Below are 17,186 nucleotides of genomic sequence, written 5' to 3' on the forward strand. Positions count from 1 at the left end.
GCCAAATTTAGGGGATCAAGAGTCTAAAGAGGATCTTGATTCCAGTCAAGGCAAGGCCCCGACCTCCCCGCCCATCGAACCTTGACTTGATGTCTCGATTCGACGAACGGAGCGATCAGGGCCTCACTCTCGTTTATCGCAGAACTCAGTTACCGCTCGAGTTCAGCGCTTCGGTCAGTGCAGCTTCCACTTCACTGGCGCTTACGCGCAACGGCTTGTCGGCATCACGGCGACGCTTGCGCTCGCTGTGATAGGCAAGACCGGTACCGGCCGGGATCAGACGACCCACGACTACGTTTTCTTTCAGGCCGCGCAGGTAATCGCGCTTGCCGGTGACTGCCGCTTCGGTCAGTACGCGGGTGGTTTCCTGGAAGGAAGCCGCCGAGATGAACGATTCGGTGGACAACGACGCCTTGGTGATACCCAGCAGAACGCGAGTGAACTTGGAGACAAACTTGTCTTCCGCGCTCAGACGCTCGTTCTCTACCAGAACGTGAGTCAGTTCCATCTGGTCGCCCTTGATGAAGCTGGAATCGCCGGACTCGGAGATCTCAACTTTACGCAGCATCTGACGCAGGATGGTCTCGATGTGCTTGTCGTTGATCTTCACGCCTTGCAGACGATAAACGTCCTGGATCTCGTTGACGATGTACTTGGCCAGCGCGCTTACACCCAGCAGACGCAGGATGTCGTGCGGATCGCTTGGACCGTCGGAGATAACTTCGCCGCGGTTTACCTGTTCGCCTTCGAAGACGTTCAGGTGACGCCACTTCGGAATCAGCTCTTCGTACGGATCGCTACCGTCGTTCGGGGTAATGACCAGACGGCGCTTGCCTTTGGTCTCTTTACCGAACGCGATGGTGCCGCTGACTTCAGCCAGAATCGACGCTTCTTTCGGACGACGGGCTTCGAACAGGTCGGCAACACGCGGCAGACCACCGGTGATGTCACGGGTCTTCGAAGTTTCCTGCGGGATACGAGCGATAACGTCACCGATCGCAATCTTCGCACCGTCAGCCACACCGACCAGGGCGTTGGCTGGCAGGAAGTACTGAGCGATAACGTCAGTGCCTGGCAGCAACAGATCCTTGCCGTTGTCGTCGACCATCTTCACTGCTGGACGGATTTCCTTACCGGCAGCTGGACGATCTTTCGCGTCAAGTACTTCAATGTTGGTCATACCGGTCAATTCGTCAGTCTGACGCTTGATCGTGATGCCTTCTTCCATGCCCACGTAGGTCACGGTACCTTTCATTTCGGTAACGATCGGGTGAGTGTGCGGATCCCACTTGGCGACGATTGCGCCAGCGTCGACCTTGTCACCTTCCTTAACCGAAATCACAGCACCGTACGGCAGCTTGTAACGCTCGCGCTCACGACCGAAGTCGTCCGCGATTGCCAGCTCACCGGAACGGGACACAGCAACCAGATGGCCATCCACTCGCTCAACGTGCTTCAGGTTGTGCAGACGGACGGTACCGCCATTCTTCACCTGAACGCTGTCGGCTGCGGAAGTACGGCTTGCCGCACCACCGATGTGGAACGTACGCATGGTCAGCTGAGTACCCGGCTCACCAATGGACTGGGCAGCGATAACGCCGACCGCTTCACCGATGTTCACCTGGTGACCACGAGCCAGATCACGGCCGTAGCACTTGGCGCAGATGCCGTAGCGGGTTTCGCAGCTGATCGGCGAACGCACGATCACTTCGTCGATGCTGTTCAGCTCGATGAACTCGACCCACTTCTCGTCAACGAGAGTGCCGGCAGGAACGATAACGTCCTCGGTACCTGGCTTGAATACGTCACGGGCAATGACACGACCCAATACGCGCTCACCCAACGGCTCTACAACGTCACCGCCTTCAATGTGCGGAGTCATCAGCAGACCGTGTTCGGTGCCGCAATCGATCTCGGTTACTACCAGATCCTGCGCCACGTCTACCAGACGACGAGTCAGGTAACCGGAGTTAGCGGTTTTCAACGCGGTATCCGCCAGACCTTTACGAGCACCGTGAGTCGAGATGAAGTACTGAAGTACGCTCAGACCTTCACGGAAGTTCGCAGTAATCGGCGTTTCAATGATGGAACCGTCCGGCTTGGCCATCAGACCACGCATACCGGCCAGCTGACGAATCTGTGCTGCGGAACCCCGCGCACCCGAGTCGGCCATCATGTACATCGAGTTGAAAGACTCTTGGTCGACTTCGTCGCCGTGACGGTCGATGACTTTCTCTTTCGAGAGGTTGGCCATCATCGCCTTGGAAACTTCGTCGTTCGCTTTCGACCAGAGGTCGATCACTTTGTTGTACTTCTCGCCCTGGGTTACCAGGCCGGAGGCGTACTGGCTCTCGATCTCTTTCACTTCGTCGGTGGCTGCACCGATGATGCGGGCTTTTTCATCCGGGATAACGAAGTCGTTAACACCGATGGAAACGCCGGAGATGGTGGAGTAAGCGAAACCGGTGTACATCAACTGGTCAGCGAAGATCACGGTCTCTTTCAGACCAACCACGCGGTAGCACTGGTTGATCAGCTTGGAGATCGCCTTTTTCTTCATCGGCAGGTTGACGACGTCGAACGACAGACCTTTTGGCACAACCTGGAACAGCAGCGCACGGCCGACAGTGGTGTCGACGATACGGGTACCGCTCACGCTGTTGCCGTCACGGTCGTTGACGGTTTCGTTGATACGAACCTTGACCTTGGCGTGCAGTGCGGCTTCGCCGGCACGGAACACACGGTCGACTTCCTGCAGATCCGCGAACACACGACCTTCGCCCTTGGCGTTGATCGCTTCACGAGTCATGTAGTACAGACCCAATACAACGTCCTGCGACGGAACGATGATTGGCTCACCGTTGGCTGGCGACAGAATGTTGTTGGTCGACATCATCAACGCACGCGCTTCGAGCTGGGCTTCCAGCGTCAGCGGTACGTGCACGGCCATTTGGTCGCCGTCGAAGTCGGCGTTGTACGCGGCGCAGACCAGAGGGTGCAGCTGGATAGCCTTACCTTCGATCAGTACCGGTTCAAACGCCTGGATACCCAGACGGTGAAGGGTCGGCGCACGGTTGAGCAGAACCGGGTGTTCGCGAATCACTTCAGCGAGAACGTCCCAAACCTCTGGCAACTCGCGCTCGACCATTTTCTTGGCCGCTTTGATGGTGGTCGCCAGACCACGCATTTCCAGCTTGCCGAAAATGAACGGCTTGAACAGCTCGAGAGCCATCTTCTTCGGCAGACCGCACTGGTGCAGACGCAGGGTCGGGCCTACGGTAATTACCGAACGACCGGAGTAGTCAACACGCTTACCGAGCAAGTTCTGACGGAACCGACCTTGCTTACCCTTGATCATGTCAGCCAAGGATTTCAGAGGACGCTTGTTGGAACCAGTGATTGCGCGGCCACGACGACCGTTGTCGAGCAGTGCATCGACCGCTTCCTGCAACATACGCTTTTCGTTGCGCACGATGATGTCCGGCGCGGACAGATCCAGCAGGCGCTTCAAACGGTTGTTACGGTTGATCACTCGACGATACAGATCGTTGAGGTCGGAGGTCGCGAAACGACCGCCATCCAGCGGGACCAGTGGACGCAGATCTGGCGGCAGAACCGGCAGAACGGTCAGCACCATCCACTCTGGCAGGTTGCCGGAACCCTGGAAGGCTTCCATCAACTTCAGACGCTTGGACAGCTTCTTGATCTTGGTTTCCGAGTTGGTTTGCGGAATCTCTTCGCGCAGACGGCCAATCTCGTGTTCCAGGTCGATAGCGTGCAGCAGTTCACGGACAGCTTCGGCACCCATGCGGGCGTCGAAATCGTCACCGAACTCTTCCAGCGCTTCGAAATACTGCTCGTCGTTCAGCAGCTGACCTTTTTCAAGGGTGGTCATGCCTGGATCGATAACGACATAGCTCTCGAAGTAGAGAACGCGCTCGATATCACGCAGGGTCATGTCCATCAGCAGGCCGATACGCGACGGCAGCGATTTCAGGAACCAGATGTGGGCAACCGGAGAAGCCAGTTCGATGTGCGCCATGCGCTCACGACGAACCTTGGCCAGTGCAACTTCAACGCCGCACTTCTCGCAGATCACACCACGGTGCTTCAAGCGCTTGTACTTACCGCACAGGCACTCGTAATCCTTTACCGGGCCAAAGATCTTGGCGCAGAACAGGCCGTCACGCTCGGGTTTGAACGTACGGTAGTTGATGGTTTCCGGCTTTTTAACTTCACCGAACGACCACGAACGGATCATCTCCGGCGAGGCCAATCCGATACGGATGGCGTCGAACTCTTCGACTTGACCCTGGTTTTTCAGCAAATTCAGTAGGTCTTTCAAGGCCTTTCCTCCTGGCGGAGCAGAGAGCGGGCAATCCTGCCCCGCTCTCGATTCGCGTCACGTGTTATTCGGTTTCCAGATCGATATCGATGCCGAGGGAACGAATTTCCTTGATCAACACGTTGAAGGACTCGGGCATGCCCGGCTCCATACGGTGATCGCCATCCACGATGTTCTTGTACATCTTGGTACGGCCGTTCACATCGTCCGACTTCACTGTGAGCATTTCTTGCAGAGTGTAAGCAGCACCGTATGCTTCCAGTGCCCAGACCTCCATCTCCCCGAAACGCTGACCACCGAACTGCGCCTTACCACCCAGCGGCTGCTGGGTAACCAGGCTGTAAGAACCGGTAGAACGCGCGTGCATCTTGTCGTCTACCAAGTGGTTCAGCTTCAGCATGTACATGTAGCCAACGGTAACTGGACGCTCGAACTTGTTGCCGGTACGGCCGTCGGTCAGCTGCATCTGGCCGCTTTCCGGCAGGTCTGCCAGTTTCAGCATGGCCTTGATTTCGCTTTCCTTGGCGCCGTCGAACACTGGAGTGGCCATTGGAACGCCGCCACGCAGGTTGTTCGCCAGATCGAGGATTTCCTGATCGGAGAAGCTGTCCAGATCTTCGTTACGACCGCCGATCTGGTTGTAGATCTCGTCCAGGAAAGTGCGCAGTTCAGCGACTTTACGCTGCTCTTCGACCATCCGGTTGATCTTCTCGCCCAGACCTTTGGCCGCGAGGCCCAGGTGGGTTTCGAGGATCTGACCAACGTTCATACGCGAAGGTACGCCCAGCGGGTTGAGGACCACGTCGACCGGGGTGCCATTGGCATCGTGCGGCATGTCTTCAACCGGCATGATCACGGAGACCACACCCTTGTTACCGTGACGACCGGCCATCTTGTCGCCCGGCTGGATGCGGCGACGGATTGCCAGGTAAACCTTGACGATTTTCAGCACGCCTGGAGCCAGGTCATCGCCCTGCTGCAGTTTGCGCTTCTTGTCTTCGAACTTGTCGTCCAGCAGACGGCGACGATCAACGATGTAGGCCTGAGCCTTCTCGAGCTGCTCGTTCAGAGCATCTTCAGCCATGCGCAGTTTGAACCACTGGCCGTGCTCAAGACCGTCGAGTACTTCGTCGGTGATGTCCTGACCCTTCTTCAGGCCGGCGCCGCCTTCGGCCTTGTGGCCTACCAGTGCGGAACGCAGACGCTCGAAAGTCGCGCCTTCAACGATGCGGAACTCTTCGTTCAGATCCTTGCGGATCTCGTCCAGCTGGGACTTCTCGATCGACAGTGCACGCGCATCACGCTCAACGCCGTCACGGGTGAAGACCTGTACGTCGATGACAGTACCTTTGGTGCCGGTTGGCACGCGCAGGGAGGTGTCTTTAACGTCGCTGGCTTTTTCACCGAAGATTGCACGCAGCAGTTTTTCTTCCGGAGTCAGTTGGGTCTCGCCTTTCGGAGTGACCTTGCCAACCAGGATGTCGCCTGCGCCTACTTCAGCACCTACGTAAACGATACCGGCTTCGTCCAGCTTGTTCAGTGCAGCTTCACCCACGTTCGGGATGTCCGCAGTGATTTCCTCTGGGCCAAGCTTGGTGTCACGGGCCACACAGGTCAGTTCCTGAATGTGGATCGTGGTGAAACGGTCTTCCTGAACCACACGCTCGGACAGGCAGATGGAGTCTTCGAAGTTGAAGCCGTTCCATGCCATGAACGCGATGCGCATGTTCTGACCCAGTGCCAGTTCACCCATGTCGGTGGACGGGCCGTCGGCCATGATGTCGCTACGCTGAACACGATCACCCTTACGCACCAGCGGACGCTGGTTGATGCAGGTGTTCTGGTTCGAGCGGGTGTATTTGGTCAGGTTGTAGATGTCGACACCGGCTTCACCGGTTTCAACTTCGTCATCGGCAACACGAACCACGATACGGCTGGCATCGACGGAATCGATCACGCCACCACGACGAGCCACGACGCAAACGCCGGAGTCACGGGCTACGTTACGCTCCATGCCGGTACCTACCAGCGGCTTGTCAGCGCGCAGAGTCGGTACAGCCTGACGCTGCATGTTCGAACCCATCAACGCACGGTTGGCGTCGTCGTGCTCGAGGAACGGAATCAGCGACGCTGCAACCGACACAACCTGCTTCGGCGAGACGTCCATCAGGGTGACGTCTTCCGGCGCCTTGACGGTGAATTCGTTCAGGTGACGCACCGCAACCAGTTCGTCGATCAGAACTTTCTGCTCGTTCATGGTCGCCGAAGCCTGCGCGATCACGTGATCGGCTTCTTCAATAGCGGACAGGAACACGATCTCGTCGGTGACGACACCCTCTTTCACCACGCGGTACGGGCTCTCCAGGAAGCCGTACTGGTTGGTGCGAGCGTACGCAGCCAGGGAGTTGATCAGACCGATGTTCGGACCTTCCGGCGTTTCAATCGGGCAGACACGACCGTAGTGAGTCGGGTGTACGTCACGAACTTCGAAGCCCGCGCGCTCACGAGTCAGACCGCCAGGGCCGAGTGCAGAGACACGACGCTTGTGGGTGATCTCGGACAGCGGGTTGTTCTGGTCCATGAACTGCGACAGCTGGCTGGAACCGAAGAACTCTTTCACCGCCGCAGCCACTGGCTTGGCGTTGATCAGGTCTTGCGGCATCAGGCCTTCGCTTTCAGCCATCGACAGACGCTCTTTGACCGCACGTTCAACACGTACCAGGCCAACGCGGAACTGGTTCTCGGCCATTTCGCCTACGCAGCGAACACGACGGTTACCCAGGTGGTCGATGTCATCGACGATGCCTTTACCGTTGCGGATGTCGACCAGAGTCTTCAGGACCGCGACGATGTCTTCCTTGCACAGCACGCCCGAACCTTCGATCTCGGTACGACCGATACGACGGTTGAACTTCATCCGGCCGACCGCAGACAGGTCATAGCGCTCAGGGCTGAAGAACAGGTTGTTGAACAGGGTCTCGGCAGCGTCTTTGGTTGGCGGCTCGCCTGGACGCATCATGCGATAGATCTCGACCAGCGCTTCCAATTGGTTGCTGGTGGAGTCGATCTTCAGCGTGTCGGAGACGAACGGACCGCAGTCGATGTCGTTGGTGTACAGGGTCTCGATGCGAACAACCTGGGCCTTGGCAATCTTTGCCAGGACTTCAGTGTTCAGCTCGGTGTTGCATTCAGCCAGGATTTCGCCGGTAGCCGGGTGCACGATAGCCTTGGCGGTGGTGCGGCCGAGGACGTAGTCCAGTGGCACGTCCAGCGTCTTGATACCGGCTTTCTCGATCTGGTTGATGTGGCGCGCGGTAATACGGCGGCCTTGCTCAACGATGACCTTGCCCTTCTCGTCCTGGATGTCCAGAACTGCAACTTCACCACGCAGGCGCGATGGCACCAGTTCCAGGCTGAGGGTTTCGCCGCTCAGGTGGAATACGTTGGTGGTGTAGAACGCGTCCAGCACTTCTTCGGTGGTGTAACCGAGTGCGCGCAGCAGTACCGAAGCCGGCAGTTTGCGACGACGGTCGATACGCACGAAGACGCAGTCTTTCGGGTCGAATTCGAAGTCCAGCCACGAACCGCGGTAAGGAATGATGCGAGCCGAGTACAGCAGTTTGCCGGAGCTGTGCGTCTTGCCGCGGTCGTGGTCGAAGAACACGCCCGGGGAACGGTGCAGCTGGGAAACGATAACACGCTCGGTACCGTTGATTACGAAGGTACCGTTCTCAGTCATCAGGGGGATTTCACCCATGTAGACTTCTTGCTCTTTGATGTCCTTGATCGCTTTGTTCGACGATTCTTTGTCGAAAATGATCAGGCGCACTTTTACCCGCAAAGGTACGGCGAAAGTTACACCGCGCAATACGCATTCTTTGACATCAAATGCCGGTTCGCCCAGGCGATAACCGACGTACTCCAGCGCAGCATTGCCGGAGTAGCTGATGATCGGGAAAACGGATTTGAAGGCCGCATGCAGGCCCACGTCGCGGAACTGATCTTTAGTCGCTCCCGCTTGCAAGAATTCACGATACGAATCCAGCTGGATGGCCAGGAGGTAAGGCACATCCATGACGTCCGGCAACTTGCTAAAGTCCTTGCGGATACGTTTTTTCTCAGTATATGAGTAAGCCATCAGCGTTCCCCAGCTTGGTCACCTGCTTGTTTGGCCCCTCCCGACGGGAGCAGCCAGAAAATCGTGCAAACCCCATGGTTTGCGCCACCGCATCGGGTGGTTACAGCGCCTTTACCGGCACCGACCCAGTCGGCTGCCAATAACGGAAAAAGGCCGGTGGCAAGAGCCACCAGCCATCAGCCTGTCGCTTGACGCTCGGGCTGGAGGAGCAAAGTCGATGCTTACTTCAGCTCGACTTTAGCGCCTGCTTCTTCCAGCTTCTTCTTGGCGTCTTCAGCCGCTTCTTTCGAAACGCCTTCAGCTACAACCTGAGGAGCGCCGTCTACTTTCTCTTTGGCTTCTTTCAGGCCCAGACCGGTCAGTTCACGAACTGCCTTGATCACGTTAACCTTCTTCTCGCCAGCTTCCAGCAGAACAACGTTGAACTCGGTTTGCTCTTCAACAGCAGCAGCAGCTACAGCTGGGCCAGCCGAAGCGGCAGCAGCGGTAACACCGAAGGTTTCTTCCATCGCTTTGATCAGCTCAACGATTTCCACTACGGATTTCTGGCCGATTGCTTCGATGATTTGTTCGTTAGTCAGAGACATGACTCAATTCCTGAATTGGGGGACGGCCTACGCGACCATCGAAATAAACAAAAAACGCGAGAAGTGACGAGCCTTAGGCTGCGGCAGCTTCTTTCTGGTCGCGAATTGCCGCCAGAGTACGAGCCAATTTGCTGGTAGCGCCTTGAATCACGCTCATCAGCTGGGAAATTGCTTCGTCACGGGTCGGCAGAGTTGCCAGTACGTCGATCTGATTAGCTGCGAGGAACTTGCCCTCGAACGCAGCTGCCTTGATCTCGAACTTGTCCTGACCCTTGGCAAACTCTTTGAAGATACGGGCAGCAGCGCCCGGATGTTCGTTGGAGAATGCAATCAGGGTCGGGCCGGTGAACACGTCGTTGAGGACACTGTATTGAGTGTCAGCAACAGCGCGCTTGAGCAGGGTGTTACGTACAACACGTACGTAAACGCCAGCTTCACGAGCCTCTTTACGGAGTCCGGTCATTGCGCCTACTGTTACGCCACGTGCATCAACCACGACAGCGGACAGAGCGACTTTGGCAGCCTCGTTGACTTCAGCGACGATGGCCTTCTTGTCTTCGAGATTAATTGCCACGGGTTTAACTCCTGCTTGTTACCGTTTCATTCGATCGGAACCGAATGTCGTTTTGGTGTCTGATTCGGTAAGGAACCGGGAGCACCATCTGCGTAGGCTTGAGGTTTAAGGCTTGCGCCGCCTACGGTCTTGGATAGCCCCCGCCAGGCAGGGACCCCAATCTTTCAATTGGCGCGACAATCCGCGCCAACCTTTGTCTTACGCGTCGAGCGAGCTCTGATCGATAACCAGACCTGGGCCCATAGTGGTGCTCAGGGTAACGCGCTTGACGTAAATGCCTTTCGAGGAAGCTGGCTTGATACGCTTCAGATCAGCGATCAGGGCTTCAACGTTTTCCTTCAGCTTGACGGCGTCGAAGCCCATCTTGCCAACGGAAGTGTGGATGATGCCGTTTTTGTCGGTGCGATAACGAACCTGACCAGCCTTGGCGTTCTTGACCGCGTTGGCTACGTCTGGAGTTACTGTGCCGACTTTAGGGTTAGGCATCAGGCCGCGTGGACCGAGGATCTGACCCAGCTGACCTACAACGCGCATGGCATCCGGGGATGCGATCACTACGTCATAATTCAGGTCGCCGCCTTTCATTTCGGCAGCCAGGTCGTCCATACCTACACGGTCAGCGCCGGCAGCCAGAGCGGCCTCAGCAGCTGGACCCTGGGTGAACACAGCAACGCGAACGGTCTTACCAGTGCCGTGTGGCAGCACAGTAGCGCTACGAACAACCTGGTCGGATTTACGCGGGTCTACACCCAGATTTACAGCAACGTCGAACGACTCGCTGAACTTGACAGTCGACAGCTCGGCCAGCAGAGCAGCGGCGTCTACAATGTTGTAGGCCTTGCCTGCTTCGATTTTGCCGGCGATAGCCTTTTGACGCTTGGTCAGCTTAGCCATTACACACCCTCCACGTTAAGGCCCATGCTACGAGCAGAACCGGCGATAGTACGCACGGCTGCATCCATATCAGCTGCAGTCAGATCCGCGTTTTTGGTTTTCGCGATCTCTTCCAGCTGAGCACGGGTAACGGTGCCAACCTTAACGGTGTTCGGACGAGCGGAACCGCTGGTCAGACCGGCCGCCTTCTTCAGCAGAACCGAAGCAGGGGTGGATTTGGTTTCGAAAGTGAAGCTACGGTCGCTGTAGACAGTGATGATCACTGGAGTCGGCAGACCTGGCTCAAGACCCTGAGTACGGGCGTTGAAAGCCTTGCAGAATTCCATGATGTTCACGCCGTGCTGACCCAGAGCAGGACCAACCGGTGGACTTGGGTTAGCCTGAGCGGCCTTCACTTGCAGCTTGATGTAAGCGGTAATCTTCTTGGCCATGAGGCACTCCAATTACGGGTTCGAACGCCTCGAAAGGCTCCCCGGTTACTTGCGCGTTTATCCCAGTGACGACAAAACCCCACAGCCTAAGGCTGCGGGGTTGGGATTGCTTGTCCAGTTAGACCTTCTCGACCTGACTGAACTCGAGCTCCACCGGAGTAGAGCGACCGAAAATGAGCACTGCCACTTGGATCCGGCTCTTTTCGTAGTTAACTTCTTCCACAACGCCATTGAAATCAGCGAATGGACCGTCATTGACACGTACCGTCTCGCCTGGCTCGAACAACGTCTTCGGCTTCGGCTTGTCGCTACCATCAGCAACGCGACGCAGAATCGCTTCCGCCTCTTTATCGGTGATCGGTGCAGGCTTGTCAGCGGTACCGCCGATGAACCCCATCACCCGAGGAGTATCCTTGACCAAGTGCCAAGTACCCTCGTTCATATCCATCTGGACCAGCACATAGCCTGGGAAGAACTTCCGTTCGCTTTTGCGCTTCTGGCCGTTACGCATCTCTACCACTTCTTCAGTGGGAACCAGAATCTCGCCGAAGCCATCTTCCATGCCAGCCAGCTTTACGCGCTCGATCAGCGAGCGCATCACATGCTTCTCGTAACCCGAGTAAGCATGCACAACATACCAACGCTTAGCCACGGGACACCCTTAGCCGACAATCAAGGAAACAAGCCAGCCGAGCAGGGAATCAAGACCCCACAACAGCAACGCCATAACCAGAACAACAGCCACGACAATCAGCGTGGTCTGCGTGGTTTCTTGGCGAGTTGGCCACACGACTTTACGAATCTCGGTGCGAGCTTCCTTAACCAGTACAAAGAAAGACTTGCCCTTCGCGGTCTGCAGACCTACAAAGGCAGCTACAGCAGCAATGGCAAGCAAAGCGAGTACACGGTACAGGATCGGCGACGCAGCGTAATACTGATTGCCAACAACGCCAACAACTACCAAAGCAACTACTACAAGCCACTTGAGCAGATCGAAGCGAGAGCCTTGAGCTTCAGCTTTAGGAGTCATCTATGAAGATCCTGTGAAAAGAAAGCCAGACACACCGAGTGAATCTGGCAGGTCAGGAGGGAATCGAACCCCCAACCTACGGTTTTGGAGACCGTCGCTCTGCCAATTGAGCTACTGACCTAAAACAAAATCAGGCCGACCATTATGCCGGCCCGAAAAATACATTACAACCGCTTATTCGATGATTTTGGCTACGACGCCAGCGCCGACGGTACGACCGCCTTCACGGATAGCGAAACGCAGACCATCTTCCATCGCGATGGTTTTGATCAGGGTAACAGTCATCTGAATGTTGTCACCTGGCATTACCATTTCAACGCCTTCTGGCAGCTCGCAGTTACCAGTCACGTCAGTAGTACGGAAGTAGAACTGTGGACGGTAGCCTTTGAAGAACGGAGTGTGACGACCGCCTTCCTCCTTGCTCAGAACGTAAACTTCTGCGGTGAACTTGGTGTGCGGCTTGACCGAACCTGGCTTGACCAGAACCTGGCCACGCTCAACGTCGTCACGCTTGGTACCACGCAGCAGAACGCCGCAGTTCTCGCCAGCACGACCTTCGTCGAGCAGCTTGCGGAACATCTCAACACCGGTGCAGGTGGTGGTGGTGGTGTCACGCAGACCAACGATTTCCAGAGCATCCTGAACGCGAACGATACCGCGCTCGATACGACCAGTCACAACAGTACCGCGACCCGAGATCGAGAATACGTCTTCGATTGGCATCAGGAATGGCTTGTCGATCATACGAACTGGTTCTGGGATGTAGGTATCCAGAGTTTCAACCAGTTTACGAACGGCAGTGGTGCCCATTTCGTTGTCGTCTTTGCCTTCCAGCGCCATACGAGCCGAACCGATGATGATCGGAGTGTCGTCGCCCGGGAAGTCGTAGGTCGACAGCAGGTCACGAACTTCCATCTCAACCAGCTCGAGCAGCTCAGCGTCGTCTACCAAGTCAGCCTTGTTCAGGAAAACCACGATGTACGGAACGCCTACCTGACGGGACAGCAGGATGTGCTCACGGGTTTGCGGCATCGGACCATCAGCGGCCGAGCAAACCAGGATCGCGCCGTCCATCTGGGCAGCACCGGTGATCATGTTCTTCACATAGTCAGCGTGACCTGGGCAGTCAACGTGAGCGTAGTGACGAATAGTCGAGTTGTACTCAACGTGAGCGGTGTTGATGGTGATACCGCGAGCTTTTTCTTCTGGTGCGCTGTCGATCTTGTCGAATTCAACGACGGCCGAACCGAAAACTTCGGAGCAGACGCGAGTCAGAGCAGCAGTCAGAGTGGTTTTACCGTGGTCAACGTGACCAATGGTCCCAACGTTGACGTGGGGCAGGGAACGATCAAATTTTTCCTTAGCCATCGATATCACCCTCTACAGAAGAAATTAGACAAACAATATCAACCATTAAAACAAAGGCAGATATTTTCATATCTGCCTTGTTATATGGAGCTCTTGAGCGGATTTGAACCGCTGACCTCACCCTTACCAAGGGTGTGCTCTACCAACTGAGCTACAAGAGCAAAACCCTTTTGCACAACCTGCAAACTTGGAGCGGGTAGCGGGAATCGAACCCGCATCATCAGCTTGGAAGGCTGAGGTTCTACCACTAAACTATACCCGCGGAGCCTGCAGCTCACGCTTAAATCTGGTGGAGGGAGAAGGATTCGAACCTTCGAAGTCGTAGACGTCAGATTTACAGTCTGATCCCTTTGGCCGCTCGGGAACCCCTCCTAATCAGGCCGGCATTCTATATCATGCCAAACCCCTGTCAAGCATTTTCTCATTTAAAAACCTGAGGTTAGCTGCGTTGACACGCTTCACTTCGAATCCCGTTTAAGGTCTTCGCTGTGGAGCGGGCGCCATTCTATGCAAACTATTGAGCAGGTGCAACCCCTTCGCACAGCATTATTTTATGTTTTAACTCATTGAATTCCTTGGAAAGGTTTTGCAACTGCTGATCGCCTAACAAACGCTGGCTGTCGGGCGCAACTGCCAGCCAGTATCCGCTTCCAGCAGCATCTTTTGGCGCGGATTGCACATTGACCTTCATTGCCAACAGACGCTGCTGCAACTTGGCAATCGAATCCTCATCAGAAAACCCACCAAGGAACAGACACTGCTGACGCGGAGCAGCCTCTACTCTGCGCCCATCACCGGCTGTTTCGCTCAGCAGACGAATATCCTGCTGCGGACCACGATATAAATTCAAAGGCGTCACGTCTTTGGCTCGCAAGGGCGCTTCCTGCTGATGCCAGACATAATAGAAAACATTGAGAACGACGAGCAGGATAAACAACCAACGCATAGAAACCTCAAGACAAAGGACACGCCATGGCCAGGCCGACAAACACCAGGTCGGGCACAACCCTGGCCTCAGGCACGACGCCATCCACCAACTCGGCATCCCCTCCTGTAATGAAGACCATGAAGTTTTCGCCCCAATATGCTCGAGCCAGCTCTAATTGAGTGAGTACGAAGCCCCTCAGCATCAGAGAACAACCGCGCTCCACCGCTTCAACGGTGGTCCGTCCCGGCACATGACTGGATAGGGCCCACTCCGCCGCCTCATCACCATAGCGAATTTTACGCGTATGGGTGCGCAGCTGGTTTCGCATCAAAGGCATGCCAGGACAAATGAACCCACCAAGATGCTCACCGTCAGCCGCAACAAAATCAGCAGTGACTGCCGTACCGAAGTCCAGAACCAGGCAAGCGTAGCCGGCTGCCAGGTGAAATCCACCAAGCACCGCCAGCCACCGATCAAGCCCTAAGCGCTCATAGTCTTCATAACCGTTTCGAACACCGGACATCTTGCGAGCGGGCTTCGCACACACGATAGGAATACTGAACTCGCGCTCAAGCATTTCGGTTAAAGCGCTGGTTTCCTCGCTGGTCCTGACGCTTACCAAACGACACTTGCGCAGCGAGAGTGACTTTATGATGCGTAGGCTCTCAAGCAAAGCCTGATTGGAATCTACAACTCCTTCCGAGACCAGCTCGCTCGCCGACGCATCCAGCACGCGCCATTTTATAAAGCTATTGCCGCAGTCAAGCTCAAGAATCATCACGCAACCTCAGGCTGAGCTCTCCGCCACTAAAAGCCTTTTCGACACCATCTACAATCAAGCGCAACCCGCCCTGGTTATCAATCCCGAGCACTACTCCATCGATACGGCTGTTACCCGCGATCAACGACACGGAGCGCCCCTGCCACAGATGATTTTCCGCCCATTCTGCCTGCAGACTTGCGAACCCGTTGAGCTGGTGTTTATGGATATAAGTCTTGAGTTGATTACTCAATTCAACCACCAGAGCATTGCGATCGCAGGCTTTGCCTGACTCCAGTTTTATAGAAGTCCATTGCTGGTCGACCTCATCGGCAACCTGCATATTCACGTTGATTCCTATACCCAATACAACATGACACACATCCGCCGGATCGCCGACGAGCTCGAGCAGAATGCCAGCTATTTTCTTGTTACCCACCAAAACATCATTGGGCCACTTCAAACCGGCATTGGGCACACCGGTGTTTCGCAAGGCCTGCATCACCGCCAAGCCAACAACAAGGCTCAATCCCTCAAGCTGACGCATGCCGCCTTCGATGCGGAGTACAAGGCTGTAATAAAGATTTTCTGCAAATGGGCTTACCCACTTACGACCTCGACGACCACGGCCTGCCAATTGTCGCTCCGCGAGCACCAAAAACGGCGCGGCGGCGCCGTCACTGATGGAGCGCAGAGCTTCGGCATTTGTCGAGTCAACAGAGTCGAACACACGCACCGGCCATTGAGGCATCTTCCTGGTTATTTCCAGAGGATCAAGGAGCGTCAGAGGCGTCGACAATTGATATCCGCGACCGCGAACTTTATGGATCGACAGGCCAAGTTCAGCTTCAAGCTGTTGTAGCTGCTTCCATACAGCACTTCGGCTTATTCCCAGGGCAACGCCCAAGTCCTGTCCGGAATGGAATCGTCCATCCTTCAGTAGATTCAACAACGTCAGCATGCAGGTATCGCCTCACAATGAGGCCCGCATAATAGCCATGCCCCGGGCCGTTGCATAGAAATCAAGCGGACACATTTCTCGCAGGCAAAACAAAACCCCAACTGCTTTCGCAATTGGGGTTTCGGAATTTAATCTTGACGATGACCTACTCTCACATGGGGAAACCCCACACTACCATCGGCGATGCATCGTTTCACTGCTGAGTTCGGGATGGGATCAGGTGGTTCCAACGCTCTATGGTCGTCAAGAAATTCGGGTACTGACTCGTGACCAGATGGCCTCGCTTCAGCAAATTGGGTATGTGACAGCTGGTGTTTGTGCGTTTCGAACTTTCGGTTCGTTTCGTCTTCACACACCGCAATCTGGTGCCTTTTCAGGTCAGCAAATTGCTTGGGTGTTATATGGTCAAGCCTCACGGGCAATTAGTATTGGTTAGCTCAACGCCTCACAGCGCTTACACACCCAACCTATCAACGTCGTAGTCTTCGACGGCCCTTCAGGGAACTCAAGGTTCCAGTGAGATCTCATCTTGAGGCAAGTTTCCCGCTTAGATGCTTTCAGCGGTTATCTTTCCCGAACATAGCTACCCGGCAATGCCACTGGCGTGACAACCGGAACACCAGAGGTTCGTCCACTCCGGTCCTCTCGTACTAGGAGCAGCCCCTCTCAAATCTCAAACGTCCACGGCAGATAGGGACCGAACTGTCTCACGACGTTCTAAACCCAGCTCGCGTACCACTTTAAATGGCGAACAGCCATACCCTTGGGACCGGCTTCAGCCCCAGGATGTGATGAGCCGACATCGAGGTGCCAAACACCGCCGTCGATATGAACTCTTGGGCGGTATCAGCCTGTTATCCCCGGAGTACCTTTTATCCGTTGAGCGATGGCCCTTCCATACAGAACCACCGGATCACTAAGACCTACTTTCGTACCTGCTCGACGTGTCTGTCTCGCAGTCAAGCGCGCTTTTGCCTTTATACTCTACGACCGATTTCCGACCGGTCTGAGCGCACCTTCGTACTCCTCCGTTACTCTTTAGGAGGAGACCGCCCCAGTCAAACTACCCACCATACACTGTCCTCGATCCGGATAACGGACCTGAGTTAGAACCTCAAAGTTGCCAGGGTGGTATTTCAAGGATGGCTCCACGCGAACTGGCGTCCACGC

General features: G+C 55.6%; 12 protein-coding genes, 4 tRNA genes and 2 rRNA genes (1 of these 18 cut by a window edge). All 18 read right to left on the reverse strand.

The window, feature by feature from the left end:
* Positions 1–145: 145 nt before the first annotated feature.
* The gene (gene rpoC / locus OC605_RS05160) at positions 146–4,345 is read right to left on the reverse strand and encodes a DNA-directed RNA polymerase subunit beta' (protein ID WP_016772940.1); all 4,200 of its coding nucleotides are present in this window, start codon (positions 4,343–4,345) and stop codon (positions 146–148) included.
* A gap of 64 nt (positions 4,346–4,409) precedes the next feature.
* Entirely contained in the window at positions 4,410–8,483 is a 4,074-nt protein-coding gene (rpoB, locus tag OC605_RS05165; RefSeq protein ID WP_016772939.1) for a DNA-directed RNA polymerase subunit beta, read from the reverse strand.
* 221 nt (positions 8,484–8,704) lie between these two features.
* Positions 8,705–9,070 (reverse strand): 50S ribosomal protein L7/L12, encoded by a 366-nt coding sequence (rplL, locus tag OC605_RS05170; protein ID WP_007962228.1) that lies wholly within the window; start codon positions 9,068–9,070, stop codon positions 8,705–8,707.
* Between the two features lie 73 nt (positions 9,071–9,143).
* The gene (rplJ, locus tag OC605_RS05175) at positions 9,144–9,644 is read right to left on the reverse strand and encodes a 50S ribosomal protein L10 (RefSeq protein WP_008081912.1); all 501 of its coding nucleotides are present in this window, start codon (positions 9,642–9,644) and stop codon (positions 9,144–9,146) included.
* Between the two features lie 198 nt (positions 9,645–9,842).
* Positions 9,843–10,538 carry a 50S ribosomal protein L1 gene (rplA, locus tag OC605_RS05180; protein WP_016772938.1) on the reverse strand — a complete coding sequence of 232 codons (696 nt, stop codon included), beginning with the start codon at positions 10,536–10,538 and terminating at the stop codon, positions 9,843–9,845.
* Positions 10,538–10,969, reverse strand: coding sequence for a 50S ribosomal protein L11 (rplK, locus tag OC605_RS05185; protein ID WP_003176435.1), 432 nt, complete (start codon positions 10,967–10,969; stop codon positions 10,538–10,540). The genes rplA and rplK overlap by 1 nt, the downstream gene beginning before the upstream one ends.
* Positions 10,970–11,087: 118 nt before the next feature.
* Complete coding sequence (gene nusG, locus OC605_RS05190; protein WP_007957598.1) at positions 11,088–11,621, reverse strand: transcription termination/antitermination protein NusG; 534 nt, start codon at positions 11,619–11,621, stop codon at positions 11,088–11,090.
* A gap of 9 nt (positions 11,622–11,630) precedes the next feature.
* Positions 11,631–11,999, reverse strand: coding sequence for a preprotein translocase subunit SecE (gene secE / locus OC605_RS05195; protein WP_016772937.1), 369 nt, complete (start codon positions 11,997–11,999; stop codon positions 11,631–11,633).
* Between the two features lie 45 nt (positions 12,000–12,044).
* Positions 12,045–12,120 (reverse strand) — tRNA-Trp (locus tag OC605_RS05200).
* A 53-nt stretch (positions 12,121–12,173) separates the two neighbouring features.
* Positions 12,174–13,367, reverse strand: a complete 1,194-nt coding sequence (gene tuf / locus OC605_RS05205) for an elongation factor Tu (protein WP_024014521.1) — start codon at positions 13,365–13,367, stop codon at positions 12,174–12,176.
* 85 nt (positions 13,368–13,452) lie between these two features.
* A tRNA-Thr gene (locus OC605_RS05210) sits at positions 13,453–13,528 on the reverse strand.
* 27 nt (positions 13,529–13,555) lie between these two features.
* Positions 13,556–13,629: transfer RNA gene (locus tag OC605_RS05215), tRNA-Gly, on the reverse strand.
* A 25-nt stretch (positions 13,630–13,654) separates the two neighbouring features.
* A tRNA-Tyr gene (locus OC605_RS05220) sits at positions 13,655–13,739 on the reverse strand.
* Between the two features lie 142 nt (positions 13,740–13,881).
* Entirely contained in the window at positions 13,882–14,313 is a 432-nt protein-coding gene (locus OC605_RS05225; RefSeq protein WP_262136437.1) for a hypothetical protein, read from the reverse strand.
* A gap of 7 nt (positions 14,314–14,320) precedes the next feature.
* The gene (locus OC605_RS05230) at positions 14,321–15,073 is read right to left on the reverse strand and encodes a pantothenate kinase (RefSeq protein ID WP_262136438.1); all 753 of its coding nucleotides are present in this window, start codon (positions 15,071–15,073) and stop codon (positions 14,321–14,323) included.
* Positions 15,063–16,016, reverse strand: a complete 954-nt coding sequence (gene birA, locus OC605_RS05235) for a bifunctional biotin--[acetyl-CoA-carboxylase] ligase/biotin operon repressor BirA (protein WP_016772932.1) — start codon at positions 16,014–16,016, stop codon at positions 15,063–15,065. Before birA ends, OC605_RS05230 begins: the two co-directional genes overlap by 11 nt.
* 132 nt (positions 16,017–16,148) lie before the next feature.
* A 5S ribosomal RNA gene (gene rrf / locus OC605_RS05240) occupies positions 16,149–16,264 on the reverse strand.
* 153 nt (positions 16,265–16,417) lie between these two features.
* A 23S ribosomal RNA gene (locus tag OC605_RS05245) occupies positions 16,418–17,186 on the reverse strand (it continues 2,125 nt past the right edge of the window).

Source organism: Pseudomonas sp. Marseille-Q5117, assembly GCF_946901175.1.
Classification (GTDB): domain Bacteria; phylum Pseudomonadota; class Gammaproteobacteria; order Pseudomonadales; family Pseudomonadaceae; genus Aquipseudomonas; species Aquipseudomonas iranensis.

Bases quoted from the DNA above. Each gene is read 5' to 3' on its own strand.
- OC605_RS05225 (WP_262136437.1), bottom strand. From the start codon at position 14,313: ATGCGTTGGTTGTTTATCCTGCTCGTCGTTCTCAATGTTTTCTATTAT.
- birA (WP_016772932.1), bottom strand. From the start codon at position 16,016: ATGCTGACGTTGTTGAATCTACTGAAGGATGGACGATTCCATTCCGGA.
- rplL (WP_007962228.1), bottom strand. From the start codon at position 9,070: ATGTCTCTGACTAACGAACAAATCATCGAAGCAATCGGCCAGAAATCC.
- rpoB (WP_016772939.1), bottom strand. From the start codon at position 8,483: ATGGCTTACTCATATACTGAGAAAAAACGTATCCGCAAGGACTTTAGC.
- secE (WP_016772937.1), bottom strand. From the start codon at position 11,999: ATGACTCCTAAAGCTGAAGCTCAAGGCTCTCGCTTCGATCTGCTCAAG.
- rplK (WP_003176435.1), bottom strand. From the start codon at position 10,969: ATGGCCAAGAAGATTACCGCTTACATCAAGCTGCAAGTGAAGGCCGCT.
- tuf (WP_024014521.1), bottom strand. From the start codon at position 13,367: ATGGCTAAGGAAAAATTTGATCGTTCCCTGCCCCACGTCAACGTTGGG.
- OC605_RS05230 (WP_262136438.1), bottom strand. From the start codon at position 15,073: ATGATTCTTGAGCTTGACTGCGGCAATAGCTTTATAAAATGGCGCGTG.
- rplA (WP_016772938.1), bottom strand. From the start codon at position 10,538: ATGGCTAAGCTGACCAAGCGTCAAAAGGCTATCGCCGGCAAAATCGAA.